Here is a 19,378-nt window from a genome sequence, read left to right as displayed (position 1 = left end):
TCGTCAGGACATTTGCGGAGCACACGAAAGTGGAAATATGAAAGACGTGATTCTCGGACTGGTCGGGGTGGGGCGGATCGGCGTCATGCACGCCAACAACATCGCCGGGCTCAACGGCGTCCTCAACCCCCAGGGCCTCAACGTCCGACTCCGGCTCACGGACATCGCCGAGGACCACGCCCTGGGCATCGCCGCGGGGCTCGGTGCCGAATTCCTGCCCTCGGTGGAGGCGCTCCTCGCGTCCGGGCTGGACGGACTCGTCATCGCCACCGGAACCGGGACCCACCCGGAGCTGATCAAGGCCGGGGTGGACGCCGGCATCGCGGTGTTCTGCGAGAAACCCGTCGCCCTGAACGTGGCGGATGCCCTGCCCTTGCTGGACTACATCCGGGACCGGAACGGCGTCGTCCAGATCGGCCAACAGCGCCGTTTCGACGCCGGCTACCAGGAGGCCCGGCGTGCCTACCAGGCCGGGGAACTGGGCTGGATCCACTCGCTGCGCGCCGTCACCTGCGACATGGCGCCGCCGCCGGTCGAGTTTCTGGCCAGTTCCGGCGGGCTGTTCCGGGACTGTTCGGTCCACGACTTCGACATCCTGCGCTGGCTCACCGGCCGGGAAATCGTCGAGGTCTACGCCCGGGGGTCCAACAACGGGGACCCGGCCATCGGGGATGCCGGCGACGTGGACACCGCCCTCGCGCTGGTTACCTTCGACGACGGCACCCTGGGAACCGTCTCGGCCACACGGTACAACGGGGCGGGCCACGATGTGCGGCTGGAAATCCAGGGCTCGCGGAGCTCGCTTATGGTCGGCCTGGACGACAAAGCGGCCCTGGCCTCGGCCGAAGCCGGGGTCTCGTTCCCGGCCGGGGAGCCGCACCGGACCTTCGCCGAGCGGTTCGAGACGGCCTACCGCGCCGAGATGGCTGCCTTTGTGGAGCTGATCCTGGGGCGCCGGGACAACCCCTGCTCGCCGGAGGATGCCGTGGCCGCCTCCCGCGTGGCCGATGCCGCCCAGGAATCCCTCGCGACCGGCGTGCCGGTCCGCGTGGTCCAGGCCGAGGCCGGCTGAAAGGGGCTGCGCGGTGCCGTCAGGCGTCGAAGGGCAGCCTTGGGTCCAGGTCCTGGCCTTCCCAGGTCTGGCGGATCCAGCCGTGGTGCGGGTCGTCGCTGATGAGCCAGTCGCGGACCGGGCCGGGTCCCGCCATCACGTTGAGGTAGTACATGTCGTAGCCCGGGGCTGCCATCGCCGGGCCGTGCCAGCCGTAGGGCACCAGGACGACGTCGCCGGTCCGCACCTCCGCCGCGACATCGATGGGCCGCTCGTCCGAGGCGTACACACGCTGGTAGCCGATCGCGTCGTCCGGCCCCGGCCGTGCGGGAGCGCCGGGCGTCACCCGGGTTTCAAAGTAGTAGATCTCCTCGAGGCTGGTTTCGCCGTCCTTCTCCTCGTCATGCTTGTGCGGGGGATAGGAGGACCAGTTGCCGGCCGGCGTGAGGACCTCGCAGACAATGAAACGGTCGGCCTCCAGAGCGGCGGGGGTGCCGAAATTGTGGACCTGCCGGGAGCAGTTGCCGGCCCCGCGCAGTTCCACCGGAGTCTCCGCGGCCGTGATGAGGCGCGTGGGATGGGAGGCCTTCGCCGGGGCAGTGGCCACGGCGACCCGTCCGCCGTTGGCCGAACTGATCGTCACGGCCTTGCCGGTCCCCGTGTAGAGAACATCGCTGGGGCCGCTGAACACGCTCTCCCGGCCGGCCAGCCGGTAGTCCTCGCCGTCGACGGACACCGCAAAGGCCCCGTTGAGGGGGATCACGATGCGTTCCTCGCCCGCGGCGGAAAGCTCGACGGCGGCCGCGGCCGCCAGGGTGGCGACCTTCAGCCCGGTGTGCGCCCAGCCGTTCACCGCCAGCGTGGAATCGGAGGTGCCCAGGGAGACGTCCCAGGTGCCTTGGGCGGCGGTGCCGAGCGGATAGACCCAGTTGGCCATGAGTTCTGCCTTTTCGTTGTCGCGCCGGAGGGAGGCGCGGATGCTGACGGGCGTGGAGGCCGCACCTAGCGTTGGACGAGCGTCATTTCGAAGCTGTAGGAATCCGCGCGGTAGACATGGTGGCCGGTCTCCACGTGGCGGCCGGTGTCGTCAACGGCGGTGCGCTCCATGGTGAGCAGAGCCGAGCCCGGGGTGGTTTCCAGCATGGCCGCCTGGTAGTCGTTGGCGATCATGGCGCCGATCCGCTGTGAGGCGAGGCGGAAGTTGACGCCGCCGTTGCGGAGGATCGCGTAGAGGCCCTGGGAGCCCAGGAGCGCCTCGTCGATGGCGGTGATGTCATCGCGCACCCAGTTTTCCATCAGCGCCAGCGGTTTTCCGCCGACCTTCCGGAGCCGGGTGAAGTGGTAGACCTTTGAGCCGGCGGGAATCTGGAGTGCGGTGCGGGTGGCGGCATCGGCCTCATCGTGGGAGAAGCTCAGCACCTCCGTGGTGGGCTTGCTCCCGTTGTTGCTGAGGTCGTCGAAGAGGCTGGAGAGTTCGAGGGGGCGCCGGACCTGGCTGGAGACCACCTGGGTACCGACGCCGCGCTTGCGCACCAGCAGGCCCGAACGGACCAGCTCGTCCATGGCCTTGCGCATGGTGGGGCGGGAGAGGTTCAGTTGCGCGGCGAGGTCGATCTCGTTGTCGAGCCGGCTGCCCGGCGGCAGGATCCCGCTGTGGATCGCGGCCTCGATGCCCTGGACCACCTGGTGGTAGAGCGGTACGGGCGAGGACCGGTCGACGTTGAGATTAAGTTGATTCGCCACTTTTTGAATAGCCACTGTTGAAGCGCTCCCTTGTGCCCCGGACCCGGGCCCAGGTCGGGCAGCCGGTCACGTTCTTCAGCCTATTTTCGTTTGATAGGACATACTGCCTAAGTCCATGGTAACAGGGCGTTTTAGGCCAGGGGAGATCTGCGACACACCTCAACAAAGGCGCGGAACGGGGCCAGCCGCTCTTCGGCCGGGAGTTCCAGCGCCTCGGGGTGCCACTGCACGGACGCCACCCAGCGCTGCGGGTCCTCGAGCGCCTCCACCGTTCCGTCCTCGGCAACGGCTGTGACCACGAGCCCGTCGGCTACCCGGGCCACGGCCTGGTGGTGGCCGGAGGCGATCTTGACCGCGACGGCGTGGGAGGCGCCGCGGTCCGGAGTGCCGGCGTCGCCGACGGTGCTGCCGTTTCCGGGGCCCCAGTCGCCATTGCCGCCGTCGACGGTGCGGCCGAATCCGCCGCCGTACAGGGAGGAAACCTTGCTCCAGCCCTGGACCTGGACCTCATGCCAGGCCCACGGTCCGGCCCCGTGCGCGGGGTTGGGTTCCCGGTGCGCTACGGTCCCCGGATCCATGTCCTGGATCAGCGTTCCGCCATAGAGCACATTGAGCAGCTGGTGCCCGCGGCAGACGCCGAACACGGGCAGCCCGGCGTCGATCGACCGCCGCGCAATGGCCAGATCCAGTTCGTCCTGGGCGTGGCTGACGTCATAGCAGGCGGCGCCGGGTTCCTCACCGTAGAGCCGGGGGTCCAGGTCGCCGCCGCCCGGAAGGACGACGCCGTCGAGCGCCTCAAGCGGCTCCCCGGGCGCCGTGAGCAGCACCGGCTCGCCGCCGCCGTCGCGCACCAATTCCACGATGTAATCGAAGAGCGCATTGGCCTCAGTCACCCGCGGATCCGGGTCCGTGGAGCTGCTGAGCCGGACGGGAATGCCGATGCGGGGCCGGATGCTGCGGGCAAGGGGCGGAATCTGCATGGTCTATTCTGCAACACAACTTATGTGCCGCAACGCAGGTCTAGGATTGCCGGATGACCAACAGATACCTCGTGTCCCGCAGCCGCTTCATCGCGGCCGCTCCGGAAGCCATCTTCGACGTACTCGCCAACCCCGCCCTGCACAGCGTTATCGACGGCTCCGACACCGTTAAAGGTGCCCAGCCGCGCGGCCCCGAAAGGCTCGCCCTTGGTGCGAAGTTCGGCATGGAAATGAACATCAAACTGGATTACAAGATCCTCAATACGGTCTGCGAGTTCGAGGAGGGCCGGCGGATCGCGTGGCGGCACTTCGGCGGCCACGTCTGGCGCTACCTGCTGGAGCCGGCGGCCGACGCCGCCGGCAACCCGGGCACCCTCGTCATCGAACAGTGGGACGCGCGGGAAGTACGCGCCAGGCTCCTGCTGCGCCTGGCCGGTTACGTCCGCCGCCACCCGGCCAACATCGAGCAGACCCTCGCCAAGCTGGACGCCTACATGACCTCCGGGCAGCGCGAAGCCGGAAACGCCGGGGTTTCCTGACGCCAGGGCGGCGCGGATACGAACCGCGCCGCCCCGTGCTGGTCCCGACGTGTCCGGCCGCTTCGGTAAGGTGGATGGCACCGGGAGCAAAAGGGAAAACTGAAGGTGGGAACCGCGATGGGCCGCAGGACACTCGTTGACGACCTCGTCGACGGCCTGCTGGCCGACATCCTTGACGGCAAGCTGCAGCCCCACGAGGCCATTCCGCCCGAAGCCGACATCGCCAAGGCCTACGATGTCAGCCGCCTCACCGTGCGCGAAGCACTGAAGGCGCTGCGGGCGCAGAACATCCTGTACGTGAAAGCCGGGCGGGGAACCTTCGTCAATCCGTCCGACAACTGGACCGGGCTGGATGCGATCTTCAAGGCCGCCTCGCACGACAGCGGGGCGGAGCAGGTGGCCGTCGGACTGATAGAGATGCGCCGCATGGTGGAAACCGGGGCCGCCGCGCTGGCGGCCAAACGCCATACTGCCGAACATGCCGCTCAGATGCGCAAGTGCATCGCGGACATGAAGCGCTTCCATGATTCCGGCGACCTGGAGGCATTTGTGGCGGCGGACATCGGATTCCACGATGCGGTGCTGAAGGCCTCGGGCAATCCTTTTATCCGGGCGCTGTTCGCCCAGCTGGGGCAACTCCTTTACGTGAAGCGGCGCGAGACGTCAGCCGTCGAGGAGATCCAGGTGCACGCGATCGAGTTCCATCAGAAGGTCATGGACAGCATTCTCAGCGGCGACGCCGAGCTGGCACGCCGCAGCATGGACGAACACATGGACCAGACGTACCGGGACTACGAACGCTACGTGCACAACCCCGCGTCCTGAGGGTAAGGACGCACCCACAGCCGGGGCTTGACGTAATCCACGTCACTCTCTTATGCTCATATTTACGTTCTTCCATCAGATGTCTGACATCTGATCCAGTTCACTGGAGCTGATTCCCTGGACTGAACCTCCCCATCATCCCACGGAGTCCGCCACCGCCGCCGGTGCCGCTCCCGCTACACAGAAGGTCGAAGATGACTTCCCACTCCCTCAAGTCCGCAGGACTCGGCGAGCTTGGCGAGCGCACGCTCCGCAAGGTCCGCCGCCGCGTAATGCCGCTGATCGTCCTGCTCTATTTCGTTGCCTACCTCGACCGCAACAACGTGGGCTTCGCCAAACTCACCATGAGCGAGGACATCGGCCTGACCGCCGCCGCCTATGGGCTCGGCGCCGGCATCTTCTTCCTCGGCTACGCGCTCCTGGAGATCCCGAGCAACGCAGGCATGTACCGGTTCGGCGCACGCAAGTGGCTGGCCCGCATCCTCATCACCTGGGGCATCTTCGCCACGGGCATGTGCCTCGTGAACGGTGAAACCACCTACTACATCATCCGTTTCCTGCTCGGGGCGGCCGAGGCCGGATTCTTCCCGGCAATCCTCTTCTACCTGACCCTCTGGTTCCCCGCCGCCCAGCGTGTGACCGTGCTCGGCATCTTCATTCTGGCCCAGCCGGTGTCCAATGCCCTGGGGGCCCCGGTCTCCGGGCTGCTCCTGCAGATGGACGGCATTATGGGGCTTCAGGGCTGGCAGTGGCTTTACATCATCGAAGGCATCCCGGCCATCCTGCTGGGCCTGCTCACCCCCATCCTCATGACCGACCGCCCGCGGGATGCCAAATGGCTCAACAACGACGAGCGTGAATGGCTGACCAACACCATGGAAGCCGAGCTGGCCGCCAAGTCCAGCTCGGGCAGCCACAACTTCCTGGCCGGGCTCAAGGACAAGCGCACCCTGATCTACTCGGCCCTCTACTTCGGACTGGTCTGCGGCATCTACGGACTCGGCCTGTGGATGCCTACCATCGTCGCTGCGCTGGGCAAGTTCTCCACGGCCCAGATCGGCTTCATCGTCTGCATCCCGTACACCATTGCCGCCGTCTTCGTGTACTTCTGGAGCAGGCGTGCGGACCGCACAGGCAAACGCGCCTGGCACACCGCCGTCAGCATGGTGCTGGCCGGCATGGGCCTGCTGGCCGCAGGATACCTGCTGCCCGTGAACCCGATTCTGGCCTTGATCGGCCTGACCGCCTCGGCCATGGGCATCTACGGCGCCATCGCCCCCTTCCTGTCCATGCCCTCTGCTGCACTGACCGGGGCGGCTGCTGCTGCCGGCCTGGCCATGATCAACTCGCTCGGCAACCTGGGCGGCTTCGTGGCCCCGTACGCCGTCGGACTCCTGAACGACGCCACGGGCAACAACCAAAGCGGCCTGCTGTTCCTGTCGCTCTGCCTGTGCATTACCGCGGTGGCCACCTACCTTTACGCCCGGAAACGGCCTGAAGGTGATGCCGCGCTGGATCCCGCAGTTGCCGCAGCCGTGACCACTGAACCCGCGGCCTCGGCCAAGATCTCCTGACCCCGAAATCCCTGAAGGAAACACCAAAATGAGCGCAACCACCTTCCCCTCCGAACGCACAGTCGTCCTGACCGGCGCCGCGTCCGTTCGCGGCATCGGCCGCGCCGCCGCTGACCGCATGGCCAGCGAGGGATGGTCCATCGCCATCCTCGACATCAACGCGGAGGACGCCAAGTCTGCCGCCGCCGAGATCGGCTCCAACCGCGCTGTCAAGGCGATCGGCGTCGGGGCCGATGTGTCCGATGAAGCGTCCGTGGACCGGGCGATCACCGAAATCGAAGCCTCGCTCCCGCCGATCGTTGCCCTCGCCAACCTTGCCGGGATCAGCTCCCCGACGACGTTCATGGAAACCACCGTGGCGGAGTGGGACAAGGTGTTCGCCATCAACATGCGCGGAACCTTCATCGTGTCCCAGCGGGTCCTCAAGGGCATGATCGAGCGCAGGCTCGGCCGCATCGTGAGCATCTCATCGATCTCCGCCCAGCGCGGCGGCGGCACCTTCTCAAAGGTTGCCTACAGCGCGACCAAGGCCGGAATCCTCGGATTCACCCGTGCCCTGGCCCGCGAGGTCGGCGAGTTCGGGATCACTGTCAATGCCATTGCCCCCGGCCCGATCGACACCGACATCATGGGTGGAACCCTCACCGAGGAGCGCAAGGCGCAGATGTCCGAGGGCATCATGATGGGCAGGGTCGGCACCCGCGAGGAAGTGGCCGCCCTGATCGCCTTCCTGCTGGGACAGGATTCGGGCTACATCACCGCCGCCACATACGACATCAATGGCGGCCTCCAGGTCTCCTGACCGGGATCCCGACCCTAGCAGAGGTGCCTCCGCCGGATTCGGCGGCGGCACCTTCGTGTTCGGGCCCGGCGCCCCTGCCGACCGCGGTGCCTGGGGGCACTGTGCCTGCCGGGTCGGGCCCGGGCCGCAGTCTAGGCTGGCACTATGAACGCCGCCCGCAGCCTGCACCCCAGCCCGCGCACGCTGGAGGTCGAAAGCCTGGACGGCTTCGACCGGCTGGTCGCGGCCGGGGCCAGGACCATGCAGGGCTGGCACGCCCAGTCGCTTGACCTGCGCGGACGGACCGCGCAGCTTGAGGCCATGAACCCGCAGGGCGGGATTTTCCTCGGGTGCACGTTCGGCCACGGCGTGGAGGACTCGCTGCGCAGCCGTGGCGCCCTGATTTTCCCCAAGCTCGAGGCGGTGCCGTTCAACCCGTACCGCGCCCGGCTGTACACCCCGCAGGAGCTTTACGAAGGAATCGCCGAGTCGCGCTATGAGGACACCCCCGACGCCAAGGTGTACCAGTGGAGCATCCGGCCGGGACAGCGCCACCGCCTGGACGCGACCCTGGCCGCGGCCCTGCACGACCATTCGATCGGCGATGCCCTCGACGAGCTGACCCGTTCGGATCTCTGCGCCGGCCGGACCATGGTGGGCGTGATGGGTGGACATGCCGCACGCCGCGGGTCCGCCGTCTTCGAGGAGGCCGCCATGCTGGGGCGGCTGCTGGCCAGGGATGGCCGGGTCGTTGCCACGGGCGGCGGCCCCGGCACGATGGAGGCCGCCAACCTCGGCGCCTACCTGAGCGAGGCCCCGGACCGGGACTTCCGGCGCGCCCTGGACGACCTCGCGGCGGTTCCCGGGTTCCTGCCCTCGGTGTCCGCGTGGGCGCGGTCCGCCGCCGCCGTCGTCGAACGCCATCCGGAGGGCACACCGTCCCTGGGCGTCCCCACCTGGTTCTACGGGCACGAACCGCCGAACTTCTTCGCCACCCACATCGCCAAGTACTTCGCCAACGCCGTCCGCGAGGCCATCCTGCTGGAACTGTGCAACGGCGGCATTGTGTTCCTGCCCGGGTCCGGGGGCACCGTGCAGGAGATCTTCCAGGATGCCTGCGAGAACTACTACGGCACCCCGGGCACCATCATGCCGATGGTGCTGGTGGGCCAGGAACACTGGCTGCGGCGCTACCCGGCCTGGCCGCTGCTGCAGAGCCTCGCCGCGGGACGTCAGATGGAGAGCCGGATCTTCCTGGTGGACACCGTGGAGGAAGCGCTCGCCGTCCTGGACCGCTAGGGGCCTAGAGGTCCTTGCGGCACTGCGCCGAGCCCAGCTCGTACAGGCCGCTAAGATCCCCGGCGGCCAGGCCGTCCGGGGCGCCGATCTCGGGGTACATCAGCTGCACGGGGTCATCCACATGCTCCAGGCCCATGACGTGGCCGAGCTCGTGCAGGATCACCGCGGTGGCGTACGCGGACCCGTCCGTCCGGCTGAGGTCATCGGCGATCTGCGGGGCATCGAGTTCCAGGCTGCCGGTGACGAAGCTCCTGGGGCCGCCGCCGAAGCTGAAGTGGGTGCTGCCGCCGGTGCCGATCACGGGTCCGGCGAGCTGCGGGGCCTGTTCCGGGGTGGTCCACGCGATCAGCAGGGGCGCCCAGCGGTCCCCGTAGGCGTCCTGCTGGTAAGGGCTGCGGGACGGCGAAGGCGCTTCCGCGGTCGGCCCGTCGTCGACGAACCTGATCCCGGTGGCGCGGGAAATCGTCCTGATCGCGTCCTCGACCAGACGTTCGGCGCCCTTCGGGGCGAGTGCCGCGTTCACCACATAGTGCAGCGGCCGGCATGGCGAATAGCCCACCGGGGTGCCGTCGTCGTTCGTGGCCAGGAACCGGTATGAGCTGCTGGCAGCGGCCGGCTTCTGCGGGCGTCCGAGCGGCTCGTCCTGCTCCTCCACTCCGGGCGGGGGAGTGTCCGTGCGCATGGCCTCGGCGGCTGCCGGCCGTCCGGGCTGGCCCGCCGTAGCCTTGCCCGGCCCGGTTCCGCGGCTGACTTCCATCAGTCCGGCGAACCGCGGATCCCCGGAGATGACGCCTGCGGCCAGGAACGCGGCGCCGGCAACCAGGGTGGCGGCGGCGAGGCCCCGGACGATCCGCCACGTGGTGCGGGGGCGGCCATTCCGCGCTGTCCGGTCCCGGAAACCAGGACCGTCCACTAGGCGACCACGGCGCCGAAGGCCAGGCCCAGCAGATAGGTCACGCCTGCCGCGCCCATGCCGATGGCCAGCTGGCGGAGGCCCCGGGACGCGGGGGAGGTGCCGGAGAGGAGCCCGACGACGCCGCCGGTGAACAGGAGCGCCAGCCCCACAAGGGCCGCTGAGAGCACGAGGGCAGCGACGCCGGTCATGCCGAAGAGGAAGGGCAGGATCGGAATGATTGCGCCGGAGGCGAAGAAGCAGAAGCTCGACGCCGCGGCGTTCCAGGCGGTTCCGACGGCAACATGTTCGTCACGGGCCTCCGGCAGTTCCGGCTGCAGCGACAGACTGGGATCGCAGTCGCAGTCCAGCAGGCCCATCCGCTCCGCGACGCGGTGCTCGGCGGCCTCCCGCGACATGCCGCGGGCCAAATAGACCAGCACGAGCTCGTTGTGTTCGATGTCCAGCGACGGGGCGGCGGCCAGGGTGATCTGGGTGGGGCGGGTCGCCGCCAGCAGTTCGCGCTGGGAGCGCACGGAGATGAATTCGCCCGCTCCCATGGACAGCGCTCCGGCCAGCAGCCCGGCGACACCACTGAGCAGGACCACGGAACTGCCGACGCCGGAGGCGGCCATACCCATGACCAGGGACAGGTTGCTGACCAGGCCGTCGTTGGCGCCGAAGACGGCCGCGCGGAAGGTGCCCGCCAGCCGGTTGCGGCCCCGGGTGGCGAGCCCGCGAACGACTTCCTCGTGGATCTGTTCGTCCGCGACCATGGCCGGGGTGGCAGTGGGGTCGGCGGCGTACGGGGAACGGCTTTCTGCCCGCTGGGCGAGGGCCAGGACGAAGACCGAGCCGAAGTGGCGGGCCAGGAAGCCCAGGAACTGGCTGCGGAGCGAGGCGGGGCGGGACCGGCCGGCCTGGTCACCGAGCAGTTGCAGCCAGTGCGCCTCGTGGCGTCCCTCGGCTTCGGCCAGGGCGAGCAGGATCCGGCGCTCCTCGCCGCGGCGGTTCTGGGCCAGGTCGCGGTAGACGGCTGCCTCGGCGCGTTCGTCGGCGAGGTACTGCCGCCACCGCTTGATGTCCGCGGGGCTGGGTACTGCGGCGCCCGGTGCCGCGGCGGGCGCCTGGTGGCCGGATTCGTGGGGTGGTTCGTGGTTGAACGAGTCAGATGTGGCGTGCTGGGACACGGAAGCTCCTGGGCTTGAAAGGGCATGGTTCGGCCCCATTGCGTATCCAGCGTACCCCGTATTTCCGCGGATTTTCGGCCGGTGAACCTCGGTGCGCGGTTTAGGCGGACCGTAAAAAACGTCGGCGTCTCGGGGCCTCCCGCGGCCGCCGGAGTGCCGCGCGGCGGGAGCCCTTGACCGTCCGGGCCGGTGGTGTTCGAATGAAAGCCAGGGCGGGCTCTCCGGGGCCTTGGCCGCCACCGCATCACACGGAGGTCGCATCATGGACAACATCGGCTCACGTCCAATCCAGCCGGCCCGGGATTCCCTCGAGTCCGATCCCGCCTACGACTACGCCGACGACGCGCCCGTCACGGACGGCGCGGAGACCGAGGAAGAGGAGCTGTTCGAAGAGGCCGATCGGCTTGTTCCCTTGGGGGAGGAGGACTTCCTGGGCGATGAGACGCCGGTGGTGCCCCTCGACGGCGAGGAAATCCTGGAGCCCGAGGAGGACGAATGATGCCCCCAAGGCCTGAGTACTCTGCGGCTTAACGCAGGACGGCTTGAATGTCCGACGGCGGCGCCCCCTCAAAGGGAGCGCCGCCGTCGACCGTTAACTCGCTGTCAGGATCCTAGTGCTGTCAGGATCCTAGTGCTGTCAGGATCCTAGTGCTGTCAGGATCCTAGTGCGTCAGGACGGGGACCTGCTCTTCCTCGGCAGCGCCGCCGGCGACCCGGCGGTGCCAGTTGGCCATAACCGCGGGATCGGTCGGCTTGGTCAGCAGTGACACCGCGATGTAGACGACCGCGGAGGCCAGCAGGCCGTAGTAGATCGGTTCGTTGGCGTAGATGCCGTCCAGCGGGACCTCTGCGTTGATCTCCAGGATGATCATGGTGCCGAGGGTGATGACCGAGCCGACGGCCATAGAGGCGGCCGCGGCGACGCCGGTGCCGCGCTTCCAGATGAGCCCGCCGAGGATGGCGACCAGGAGCCCGCCGACGAGGATGTCGTAGGCGATGGTGAGTGCCGCGACGACGTCCTTGGTGATAATCGCGATGACGATTGCGACGATGCCGAGGCCCAGGACCCACATGCGGTTGGCCCTGACATCGTGTTCCGGGTTGTCCGTGTCGTCGGTGTTGATGTCCTTGCCGAACCAGCTGGCGACGAAGGGCAGGACATCCGCGCGGGCCACGGTGGCGGCGGCGATCAGGGCGCCGGAGGCGGTGGACATCATGGCGGCGACGGCTGCGGCGAGCACCAGGCCGCCGATTCCGATCGGCAGCAGGTTGGTGGCGACCTCGGCGTAGACCACGTCCTTGCCCAGGGCCTTGACGTCGATGTCCGGCAGGGCAACGCGGGCGCCGAGGCCGATCAGGGCGCCGGCCGCGCCGTAGAGGATGCAGTAGATGCCGGCCGTGGCGCCGCCCCAGCGGGCGACCGTGGGGGTCTTGGCGGTGAACACGCGCTGCCAGATGTCCTGACCGATCAGCAGGCCCAGGGTGTAGACGACGAAGTAGGTGATGATCGTCTGGATGCCGATGCCGTCGATCTGGAAGAAGCTGGCGTCGACGCGGGCACGGATGCCCTCGAAGCCGCCGGCGGCGTTGAGCGTGAACGGCAGCATCAGGAAGAAGATACCGACCGTTTTGATGACGAACTGGACCTGGTCGGCCAGGGTGATGGACCACATGCCGCCGATGGTCGAGTAGACCAGGACGATCGCGCCGCCGATCGCGATGGCGAGGGCGCGGTCCCAGCCGAAGAGCACTACAAAAATGGTGGCGTAGGCGCCGGTGGAGGTGGCGCAGAGCATGAGCGTGTAGGCGAGCATCACGATGCCCGAGGTCTGGGTGGCGTTGCTGCCATACCGCAGGCTCAGCATCTGGGACACGGTGTAGATCTTGAGCTTCTGGATGGTGCCGGCGAAGAGCAGGCTGAGCAGCAGCACGCCGGCGCCGATCGCGACCACGAGCCACATGCCGGAGATGCCGAATTTGTAGCCCAGGCCCACGCCGCCTACGGTGGAGGCGCCACCGAGCACGACGGCGGCCATGGTTCCGGTGTACAGGAACGGGCCGAGGCGGCGGCCGGCCACCAGGAAGTCGCTGTTGTTCTTGGTGCGGGATTTACCCCACCACCCGAACGCCAGCATGGCGACCAAATACACCACCACGATGGCGATGTTGACGAAACTTGCGTCCATTGAGGGCTCCTCGGAGCTGTTCGGAGCAGGCCTGAACCGGCCGGGACTCGCTCGGGTGCCGGGTCAGGTGCTTCATGACGGGTACGGTGACGGGTTGCCGGTGGGAGCCGCTCGGGTCGGGTGACTCCACCGCATCCACGTGGCGGTAATTGCCCACTAGGCAACACTTGTTGCCACACAGTATGTTGTGATCCCGGTAACAGTCAAGACGCATTACGCGGCGCGGGTGGATCCGGCGACCGGGGATGCCGTCCCGCTAGTATTGCTCCAACGATGGGGCCGAGCGGCCGGCCGTGAAAGGTTCCAAAATGAAGGCTCTACCAGTTGAACCGAGCAACGTTCCTGTTGCCATCGGTTCCCGGATCCGCGCCGCCCGCCAGTCGCAGCGGCTCACTATCGAGCAGGTGGCCGACGCGACCGGTCTGACCAAGGGCTTCCTCAGCCGGGTCGAGCGTGACCTCACCTCACCCTCGGTCGCGTCCCTGGTGACGCTGTGCCAGGTGCTCTCCATCTCGATCGGCGACCTCTTTGCCGCCCCGGAAACGCACCTCACCAAGACGAACGAAGGCCCCCGGATCTCGCTGGGCGGCGAAGGGATCGTGGAGCGGCTGCTGACCGCCCGCTCAGAGCGCCGGGTCCAGATCATCCAGGCCGTGATCGAGCCCCGCGGCCGCGGCGAATCGGAGCTGTATGCCGTGGACTGCGACGTCGACGTGCTGCATGTGGTCAAGGGCAGCATCCGCCTGATCCTCACGAATGAGGAATTCGAACTTCACACGGGGGACACCGTGACCTTCCCGGGCCGCGAGCCGCACACCTGGGTCAATCCGACGGATGAAGCCGTCGAGGTCCTTTGGGTGCTGGTCCCCGCCGCGAGCCGCTGAGTTCCCGAGTCTGGCTTGCGGGTTTGCGTTCCCGCAAAGTTACTCGTTGCCAGCCCTGGTAAACATTTGATGCTCAAGGGACAACTTCGAGTGTATGATGGCTGTCACACCCGTCGGTCAATCCTCGAAGGAGAGGCTTTCTTTTGGAAGAGCTGCGCATCGAGGCCAATGGCAACCTTGGCCCCATCGATTCATCCCGCATTCCGCGCTACGCGGGAGCCGCCACCTATGCGCGCCTGCCGCGGCTGGACCAGGTCGCCAAGGCGGACGTCACAGTTGTTGGCGTCCCCTTTGACTCGGGCGTCTCGTACCGGCCCGGTGCCCGCTTCGGGTCCAACCACATCCGCGAGGCCAGCCGGCTGCTGCGCCCGTACAACCCGGCCTGGGATGTCAGCCCCTTCGAAAACATCCAGGTGGCCGACGCCGGCGACATGGCCGTCAACCCTTTCAACATCCATGAAGCGATCGAGACCATCCAGCAGAATGCGCTGGACCTGACCGCCTCCGGCAGCAAGCTGGTGACCCTGGGCGGGGACCACACCATCGCCCTGCCGCTGCTCCGCGCCGCCGCCGAACGCGCCGGCCAGCCCGTCGCCATGCTGCACTTCGATGCGCACTTGGACACCTGGGACACCTACTTCGGCGCCGAATACACCCACGGCACCCCGTTCCGCCGCGCCGTTGAGGAAGGGATACTGGATACCGAGGCGATCAGCCACATCGGCACCCGCGGTCCGCTCTACGGCAAGAAGGACCTCGACGACGACCACCGCTTCGGCTTCGGCATCGTCACCTCCGCCGACGTCTACTACCAGGGCGTGCTGGAAACCGTCGCCAAGGTCCGCGACCGGATCGGCAACCGTCCGCTCTACATCTCCGTGGACATCGACGTGCTCGATCCCGCCCATGCCCCCGGCACCGGAACCCCGGAAGCCGGCGGCATCACCAGCCGTGAGCTGCTGGAAATCATCCGCGGCTTCCGCGGCATGAACTTGGTCGGCGCCGACGTCGTCGAAGTCGCCCCCGCGTACGACCACGCCGACATCACCGGTGTCGCCGCCAGCCACGTGGCCTACGAACTCGTCACCCTGATGGCGGACCGCGCGGTGGAAGGCGACCGCTTCGGCGCGGCCACCGGCTATGCCGCCCAGGCCCTCGGCCAGGAATCCCGCCGGCCGGCCGGCTTCGCAACTCCGGCGGCACAGCGCGCCGGGAGCGGGGCCTCCCAGTGACCGGCGGGCGCAACGGCGGAGACCTCGTCGTCGAAACCCTCGAAGCACTCGGCGCGAAAACCGTCTTCGGCATCCCGGGCCAGCACGCCCTGGGTCTCTTTGATGCAATGGGCCGCGGAAACCTGCACTTCGTCTCCTCGCGGGTGGAGAACAACTCGGCCTTCGCCGCGGACGGCTACTCCCGGGCCACCGGCGAGGTCGGTGTCCTCTTCCTCTCCACCGGCCCCGGCGCGCTCACGTCCCTGGCCGGCCTGCAGGAGGCCTACGCCACCGGCGTTCCGATGGTGGTCATCGCCAGCCAGATCCCGCTCGAGGGACTCGGGGCGCGCCGCAAGGGCATGCTGCACCAGCTCGATGACCAGAAGGCCTCCGCCGCCAACGTCACCAAGAGCCAGCGGCTGATCCAGCACGCGTCCGGCATTCCCTCCGGCATCCAGGACGCGTGGACTGAGGCGATCTCCTCCCCGCAGGGTCCCGTGTGGCTGGAAATCCCGCAGAACGTGCTGCTGGACCCCATCATGGTGCCGCCGGTGGAGGACGCCCTCGCCGAGGCGGCCGACAATCCGCCGCGCGTCGAGCTGGTGCGTGAGGCCGTGAAATGGCTCGCGACGGCGGAACGTCCCGCCATCATCGCCGGCGGCGGAACACGCCGCGGCCGCGCCGAGAAATCGCTGCTTTCCATCGCGGAGAAGCTCCGGGCTCCCGTCATCTGCACCCCCGGCGGCAATGGCGCCTTCCCCTGGAACCACGAGCTCTCGCTGCAGGCCTGGATCGAGGACCAGCACATGACGGAGCTGCTTGAGGACGCCGACGTGCTGATCGTGATCGGCTCCTCGCTGGGCGAAGTCACGTCCAACTACTTCACCTTTGAACCGCGCGGCAGGATCATCCAGATCGACGCCGAACCGCGCGTCCTCGAATCCAACAGGCCAGGCCTGGGCATCCGGGCCGACGCCGGCCAGGCGCTCGCTGCCCTCGACGCTGCCCTCGAGACGGCGCTCGACGGCGCCCTGACGGAACCGCGCGGAGGGCGCGCGGACTGGCACGGCACAGCGCCCGAGGTCCTGGTCAAGGAAACGCTGGCCAAGGTCAAAGCCCGGCTGGAATCCCAGGATCTCGGCAAGGAACTGAAGTTCATGGCGGACATCCGGGAGGCCGTTCCCGCCACCATGCAGACATTCTGGGACATGACCATTTCCGCGTACTGGGCCTGGAGCTGCTGGGATGCCCGCGAGGGCCAGTTCCACTCCGCCCAGGGCGCCGGCGGACTCGGCTTCGGCTTCCCCGCGGCGATCGGCGGCGCCGTCGGCCTCGAAACCACCGGCACGCCCGGCGGCTCTGCCCGGGTGCTCGCCGTCTCCGGCGACGGTTCGGCGATGTATTCCATCTCCGAACTGGCCACGGCCAAACAGCACAACGTTCCGGTGACCTGGCTGATCGTCGACGACGGCGGCTACGGCATCCTGCGCGAATACATGGTCGGTGCCTTCGGCAAGGCCACCGCCACGGAACTCGCCCGTCCCGACTTCGTCAAGCTGGCCGAAGCCTTCGGCGTGCCGGCTGTCCGGGTTGCACCCGAGGGCGTCGGGGACGCGCTCAAGGCCGGGTTCGCCGCCGACGGGCCGAACGTCGTCGTCGTCGAAACCCTGCTGAGGATGTTCGCCCCCACCCACATGGAAGCCTAAACACCACGCCCCAAGTTTCCACCCAGAGGGAGGCCTCAGCATCACGCTCCCCGCTTCCACCCAGAGGTAGGCCCCAGCATTACGCTCCCCGCCCCTGCTAGGACAGGCACGCGCGGACCGGCAGCACAGCTGCCGGTCCGCGCGTGGCGTTTAAGTGTGAAGCCCGGCCGGAAAAGGGTTAGTTTCCCAAAGTAACTAAATTCCTGATATATTGTTGCCTTAGGCAAGCAAAGGGGAGCCGTTATGGCAGTCGCGCCGGACACCGCAGCCAAACTCGTCCATCAAATCTTCGATCTGCAGCGCGCCGTGCGGTGCGTCGCGGCGGTCAAGCTCCGCGGGGAGGACACCGGAGTGGCGCTCCAGGGCGTGCTCCGCTTTGTGGGGGAGGGGGAATCCCGCGCCACCGCCCTCGCGGAACGGCTCGGGGTCAGCGCCCCCGTCCTCAGCCGGCACATCGCCGAACTGGAGGAACAGGGCTTTGTGGTCCGCAGGCCCGACCCGCTGGATGGGCGGGCCCAGCTGATCGCCCTCTCCGTGTCCGGCGCCGCGAAGCTCCGGTCCATCGAGGACCAGCGCGCCGCCACACTCCTTGGTTTCCTGCAGGACTGGAGTGAACAGGACGTCGAAGAGACAACGAAAACCTTGCAGAAACTTGCTGAGTCCCTCAGGACGTCAGCCCGGGCAACGACGGCCGGATCCATAGATACGACCGACATTGTTTAAGGAGCGCCCCATGGCAGCAACCACAGAAATGCCGCCGGCACCACCGGCGGTGATGACCCACCGCCAGATCATGGAGGCCCTGACCGGCCTGCTGGCCGCGTTCTTCACCGCCATTATCAGCAGCACGATCGTCGCGAACGCCCTTCCGACGATCATGTCCGAGCTCAACGGCACCCAGACCGACTTCGCCTGGGTCATCACCGCGGCCCTGCTGGCCAACGCGGCCACCACCCCCATCTGGGGCAAGCTCGCCGATCTCTTCAACAAGAAGGTGCTGGTCCAGCTCAGCATTGTGATCTTCGTGGGCGGATCCGTGATGGCGGGCCTGTCCGAGACGATCCCGCTGCTGCTGACCGCCCGCGTCATCCAGGGAGTCGCGATGGGCGGGCTCACCGCGCTGGCCATGGCCATCATCGGCTCCATCATCCCGCCCCGCGACCGCGGCAGGTACTCCGGCTACATGGGCGCCGTGATGGCCGTGGGCACCGCCGGAGGTCCGCTGCTCGGCGGGTTCATCGTGGACAGCCCGCTGGGCTGGCGCTGGACCTTCTTCGTCTGCGTCCCCCTGGCCGTTGTGGCGCTCATCCTGCTGCAGGTCACCCTGAAGCTGCCGCATGTTCGGCGCCCCGCCAAGATCGACTGGCTCGGCTCCATCCTGCTGACCTCCGGCGTCAGCCTGCTGCTGATCTGGGTGTCTTTCGCCGGCAACCCGGACTACTACGACTGGTGGTCCTGGCAGACCATGGCCATGGTGGGCGGCGGCGTCGCCCTGCTCGCCCTGCTGGTCCTGGTCGAATCCAAGGTCCCGCAGCCGATCATTCCGCTGAAGATCATCTCGCAGCGCACCACCGCCCTCGCCATTCTCGCCTCGATCGCCGTCGGCGTGGGGATGTTCGGATCCTCCGCCTTCCTGGGCCAGTACTTCCAGGTGGCCCGCGGCGCTTCCCCCACCGAAGCGGGGCTCCTGACCCTGCCGATGATCGCCGGCAACCTGATCGGTTCCGTCGTTTCAGGACAGCTGATCAGCCGGACCGGAAAGTGGAAGCGGTACCTGGTCGCCGGCTCCGTCCTTCTGATCAGCGGCCTCGGACTGACCGGAACCATCGATCACACCACGGAGCTCTGGCTGACCGGCCTCTACACCGCAATCCTCGGACTCGGCCTGGGCCTGCTGATGCAGAACCTCGTCCTGGCAGTGCAGAACACTGTGCGGGCCAGTGACATCGGAACCGCCAGCGCCTCGGTGGCCTTCTTCCGCTCGGTCGGCGGCGCCATCGGCGTCTCCGTGCTGGGAGCCATCATGGCCAACCGGGTCAAGGAACTCGCCACCGAGGGCCTTGCCGCCGCGGGGATTCCCGCCAGCGGCGGCACCGGCACCAGCATGGACCTCAAGGACATGCCGGGGCCCGTCCGCGAGATCCTGCGGGCCGCCTACGGTGACGCCACGGCGCAGATCTTTATGGTCTCCGCGGTCGTGGGCCTGGTGGCCCTGGTTGCCATCCTCTTCATCAAGGAAGAGCCGCTGCGGCGCACCGTGGACATCGTCAGCCCCGCGGCCAAAGGCGACGGCGACGGCGGCACGGCCGCCGGGTCCGGCACGCCCGCCGTGTCCGCCGGGACCCCCGGGTCTGCCGGGTCTGCCGGGTCTGCCGGGTCCGCCGGGTCTGCCCGGTCCGCCGGGTCTGCCGGGGCCGGCCCCGGGGCCGGGACGGGCATCGTCGACCTCGACCGGGAATTTGTCGAGGTGCTCGGCCAGCAGCGCGAAAGCCAGCGCCGGGCCCGGTAAGCCCGCTG

At 68.0% G+C, this 19,378-nt stretch carries 18 protein-coding genes; 12 read left to right on the top strand and 6 right to left on the bottom strand.

Annotated elements, in window-relative coordinates:
- Positions 1-37: 37 nt before the first annotated feature.
- Positions 38-1,072, top strand: coding sequence for a Gfo/Idh/MocA family oxidoreductase (locus QK291_RS11520; RefSeq protein ID WP_282381891.1), 1,035 nt, complete (start codon positions 38-40; stop codon positions 1,070-1,072).
- Between the two features lie 19 nt (positions 1,073-1,091).
- Here QK291_RS11520 and iolB read toward each other — a convergent pair whose 3' ends face one another.
- From iolB to QK291_RS11505, 3 genes are all read right to left on the bottom strand, one after another.
- Positions 1,092-1,988, bottom strand: coding sequence for a 5-deoxy-glucuronate isomerase (gene iolB / locus QK291_RS11515; protein WP_282381889.1), 897 nt, complete (start codon positions 1,986-1,988; stop codon positions 1,092-1,094).
- 65 nt (positions 1,989-2,053) lie between these two features.
- Positions 2,054-2,794 carry a GntR family transcriptional regulator gene (locus QK291_RS11510; protein WP_282381887.1) on the bottom strand — a complete coding sequence of 247 codons (741 nt, stop codon included), beginning with the start codon at positions 2,792-2,794 and terminating at the stop codon, positions 2,054-2,056.
- 131 nt (positions 2,795-2,925) lie between these two features.
- Positions 2,926-3,774 carry a gamma-glutamyl-gamma-aminobutyrate hydrolase family protein gene (locus QK291_RS11505; protein WP_282381886.1) on the bottom strand — a complete coding sequence of 283 codons (849 nt, stop codon included), beginning with the start codon at positions 3,772-3,774 and terminating at the stop codon, positions 2,926-2,928.
- A gap of 53 nt (positions 3,775-3,827) precedes the next feature.
- On the opposite strand from QK291_RS11505, the gene QK291_RS11500 reads away from it, so the two are divergent.
- The 5 genes from QK291_RS11500 to QK291_RS11480 all read left to right on the top strand — a co-directional run bounded on the left by QK291_RS11500 (position 3,828) and on the right by QK291_RS11480 (position 8,792).
- Complete coding sequence (locus QK291_RS11500) at positions 3,828-4,313, top strand: SRPBCC family protein (RefSeq protein ID WP_282381884.1); 486 nt, start codon at positions 3,828-3,830, stop codon at positions 4,311-4,313.
- Positions 4,314-4,430: 117 nt separating this feature from the next.
- Positions 4,431-5,138, top strand: a complete 708-nt coding sequence (locus tag QK291_RS11495) for a FadR/GntR family transcriptional regulator (RefSeq protein WP_282381880.1) — start codon at positions 4,431-4,433, stop codon at positions 5,136-5,138.
- 194 nt (positions 5,139-5,332) lie between these two features.
- Positions 5,333-6,712: an MFS transporter gene (locus QK291_RS11490; RefSeq protein WP_282381877.1), complete on the top strand. Its 1,380-nt coding sequence runs from the start codon at positions 5,333-5,335 to the stop codon at positions 6,710-6,712.
- A 28-nt stretch (positions 6,713-6,740) separates the two neighbouring features.
- A complete protein-coding gene (locus tag QK291_RS11485) occupies positions 6,741-7,514 on the top strand; it encodes an SDR family NAD(P)-dependent oxidoreductase (protein ID WP_282381875.1) in 774 nt (257 codons plus the stop codon).
- A gap of 144 nt (positions 7,515-7,658) precedes the next feature.
- Entirely contained in the window at positions 7,659-8,792 is a 1,134-nt protein-coding gene (locus tag QK291_RS11480) for a Rossmann fold nucleotide-binding protein (protein WP_282381873.1), read from the top strand.
- 4 nt (positions 8,793-8,796) lie between these two features.
- On the opposite strand, the gene QK291_RS11475 is transcribed toward QK291_RS11480, so the two are convergent.
- Both QK291_RS11475 and QK291_RS11470 read right to left on the bottom strand, forming a co-directional pair.
- Positions 8,797-9,705, bottom strand: a complete 909-nt coding sequence (locus QK291_RS11475) for a matrixin family metalloprotease (RefSeq protein ID WP_282381870.1) — start codon at positions 9,703-9,705, stop codon at positions 8,797-8,799.
- Positions 9,705-10,874: a VIT1/CCC1 transporter family protein gene (locus QK291_RS11470; RefSeq protein WP_282381868.1), complete on the bottom strand. Its 1,170-nt coding sequence runs from the start codon at positions 10,872-10,874 to the stop codon at positions 9,705-9,707. The genes QK291_RS11475 and QK291_RS11470 overlap by 1 nt, the downstream gene beginning before the upstream one ends.
- Positions 10,875-11,136: 262 nt before the next feature.
- Between QK291_RS11470 and QK291_RS11465 the strand changes: the two genes are divergently transcribed.
- The gene (locus tag QK291_RS11465; protein WP_282381866.1) at positions 11,137-11,373 is read left to right on the top strand and encodes a hypothetical protein; all 237 of its coding nucleotides are present in this window, start codon (positions 11,137-11,139) and stop codon (positions 11,371-11,373) included.
- Between the two features lie 163 nt (positions 11,374-11,536).
- Here the strand turns inward: QK291_RS11465 and QK291_RS11460 are convergent, their stop codons facing one another.
- The gene (locus QK291_RS11460) at positions 11,537-13,060 is read right to left on the bottom strand and encodes a sodium:solute symporter (protein WP_282381865.1); all 1,524 of its coding nucleotides are present in this window, start codon (positions 13,058-13,060) and stop codon (positions 11,537-11,539) included.
- A gap of 308 nt (positions 13,061-13,368) precedes the next feature.
- Between QK291_RS11460 and QK291_RS11455 the strand changes: the two genes are divergently transcribed.
- The 5 genes from QK291_RS11455 to QK291_RS11435 all read left to right on the top strand — a co-directional run bounded on the left by QK291_RS11455 (position 13,369) and on the right by QK291_RS11435 (position 19,370).
- Positions 13,369-13,944: a cupin domain-containing protein gene (locus tag QK291_RS11455; protein ID WP_282381864.1), complete on the top strand. Its 576-nt coding sequence runs from the start codon at positions 13,369-13,371 to the stop codon at positions 13,942-13,944.
- Positions 13,945-14,087: 143 nt separating this feature from the next.
- Positions 14,088-15,176, top strand: a complete 1,089-nt coding sequence (gene speB / locus QK291_RS11450; protein ID WP_282381863.1) for an agmatinase — start codon at positions 14,088-14,090, stop codon at positions 15,174-15,176.
- A complete protein-coding gene (locus QK291_RS11445) occupies positions 15,173-16,861 on the top strand; it encodes a thiamine pyrophosphate-binding protein (protein ID WP_282381861.1) in 1,689 nt (562 codons plus the stop codon). Before speB ends, QK291_RS11445 begins: the two co-directional genes overlap by 4 nt.
- A gap of 243 nt (positions 16,862-17,104) precedes the next feature.
- Entirely contained in the window at positions 17,105-17,584 is a 480-nt protein-coding gene (locus tag QK291_RS11440) for a MarR family transcriptional regulator (RefSeq protein WP_282381859.1), read from the top strand.
- Between the two features lie 10 nt (positions 17,585-17,594).
- The gene (locus QK291_RS11435; protein WP_282381858.1) at positions 17,595-19,370 is read left to right on the top strand and encodes an MFS transporter; all 1,776 of its coding nucleotides are present in this window, start codon (positions 17,595-17,597) and stop codon (positions 19,368-19,370) included.
- Positions 19,371-19,378: the final 8 nt, after the last annotated feature.

Source organism: Arthrobacter sp. AL12 (genome assembly GCF_029960645.1).
In the GTDB taxonomy this organism is placed as follows: Bacteria; Actinomycetota; Actinomycetes; order Actinomycetales; family Micrococcaceae; genus Arthrobacter.
The sequence above is the reverse complement of the archived record's forward strand: the minus strand, read 5'-3'. Positions and strand labels throughout refer to the sequence as shown.